General features: G+C 59.5%; 2 protein-coding genes. Both read right to left on the reverse strand.

What is annotated here, in order from left to right; genetic code table 11:
• Positions 1-80 precede the first annotated feature (80 nt).
• The gene (locus tag ACY35P_RS15470) at positions 81-437 is read right to left on the reverse strand and encodes a hypothetical protein (RefSeq protein ID WP_462116728.1); all 357 of its coding nucleotides are present in this window, start codon (positions 435-437) and stop codon (positions 81-83) included.
• A 572-nt stretch (positions 438-1,009) separates the two neighbouring features.
• Entirely contained in the window at positions 1,010-1,450 is a 441-nt protein-coding gene (locus ACY35P_RS15475; RefSeq protein WP_462116729.1) for a hypothetical protein, read from the reverse strand.
• Positions 1,451-2,006: the final 556 nt, after the last annotated feature.

Consider the following 2,006-nt stretch of genomic DNA (forward strand, 5'->3'; position numbering starts at 1 on the left):
GCGACGCACTGGCAGTGCCCTCTAACACCTGAGTTAAGCCGCGCCGCGAAGCGGCGTCGGCTTGGACGAATTGTTAGGCCTCATGCTAGCTCTTCCAGCAGCGTGCGACACACTCCCGACAGAATCGTTGCCAGAAGCACCCAGATTGCGATGCGCAGCTGAGTACGAGCGACTTCCCCGAACCGCGACAGCTCGGCATCTCCGAGCTGCAAGTAGCGACGTTCTAGGATGAACTTCGCAAAGGGAGAGGAAACGCTCGACTGCGCAAATGGGAGCGGCGCTATCTCCGTCCAGATCCGGCCGTGCGCTTCCTTCAGGCGCGCCGAAACTTTCCGCTCCGAGTAGATAGCGAGGATAAACGCGGGCAATAGCGCGAGAAGCGACACAGAGAACACGACAGCCAGAACTGTGTCTACGACCGCCAGAATTGTGTCCATGAGGCCTAACACCTGAGTTAAGCCGCGCCGCGAAGCGGCGTCGGCTTGGACGAATTGTTAGGTGCCGCCGTTGCGCGCTCACTTGCTGACAGTAGACCTTGAAGGTTGGTGCTTCTCGGCAAAAGGTACGACCCGTAGTGCCAGCCGGTTTGGATAGAGCTTGCCTGATCCAGAGTGGGTCTGCCGCCGGCGACGGTGCACAGGCGGCCACCTACCTTTCGTGTTGGCGTTACGAAGCTGACGAACATGCATTTCTGGGTCTTGGGATGGTTAGGCAAGTAGCTCTCCAGCGGTGACACGGCGCCAACCCACCGAGCGACCAAGGCTGGATCTGTTATGACCTCACGAGTGGGCACGAGCGAATCGTCTTCGGCTGGCTCTAACACGATCGCCGACACGTGAGCCGTGGAAAGATGTTCGAGAGTCTGTCGAGCCGCCCGTGCAGTTGGGCTAACAAACCGGTAGCTACACATTGACAGCCAAAGCACGACAAATGCCGTGAAGGCTGCGGACTTGAGCCAATTAGGGACTAGCGGCTGCGACATACTTTCGTGCGGCACCTAACACCTGAGTTAAGCCGCGCCGCGAAGCGGCGTCGGCTTGGACGAATTGTTAGGGAGCAGGCGATAAATGACGTAGCCGAATAGCGCCGCTAGTAACGTGGAGACGATGTAGCCGAAGCCCGCGCCAGGGTTGGACGGAAGATGAAGTAAGAAGGCCAGTGCTGCTCCAAGCAAGAAATCCATCCCAAGCGCAAGAAGCCACGCGAAACCAACATGTAGCAGCGGCCGCGCATTCACTGTTCTACATAGGCGCCAGTACAGCAGTCCGACGATGACCACTATGGCCGCGTTTCGAGTAAGGCGGCTGAATCGAATTGCGTCATCTACGGACGGAATGCGGTCGAGCCATAGGCCGAGACTCAACCCGTTAGCGAAAGCCACCCCGGCGGTGAGCGCCACAGCCAAGGCCGCGGTCGCAAAGGTTTTCTTCCAGTGCACAAGTTCTCTCACTGCACCCTAACACCTGAGTTAAGCCGCGCCGCGAAGCGGCGTCGGCTTGGACGAATTGTTAGGCCTCTTTCCGAGGAGACCCCGCCGGTTCAGCCACATGCTGTACACGAATCCAGCCGCAAACAATGCGAATAGCCCTGCGCCGACGCCTAGCGAAGTGCGATTCCACCCAGCCGAGAGGAGCGTGAGCATCGCCGCGGCGCCGTACGCGGGCAGACTAAGCCGGTGAAGTTGAAACAGCGCACCGCCGGCGATCAAAGACGCACCCGCCAACGACAGCCCGAGAACAAGGCGAGCGGGCTCTACGGAGGCGCGCTCAATGAAGTCACCTGATGCGAGATTGACGACTACGCCGACCATGCCAAAGAGGAACGCCGGAAGCCCAAGACCGTGGGTGAGAAACCCTATAGGTCTGGGTACGTTTTCTCCGCCGAGGGAGCTCCCGGGTGGCTCGTAGGGGTTGCGATCCATTTTCCGAAGAGGCCTAACACCTGAGTTAAGCCGCGCCGCGAAGCGGCGTCGGCTTGGACGAATTGTTAGGCGGCACTTTCGGAGT

It is taken from the genome of Lysobacter xanthus (assembly GCF_047159895.1).

Bases quoted from the DNA above. Each gene is read 5' to 3' on its own strand.
- ACY35P_RS15470 (WP_462116728.1), bottom strand. From the start codon at position 437: ATGGACACAATTCTGGCGGTCGTAGACACAGTTCTGGCTGTCGTGTTC.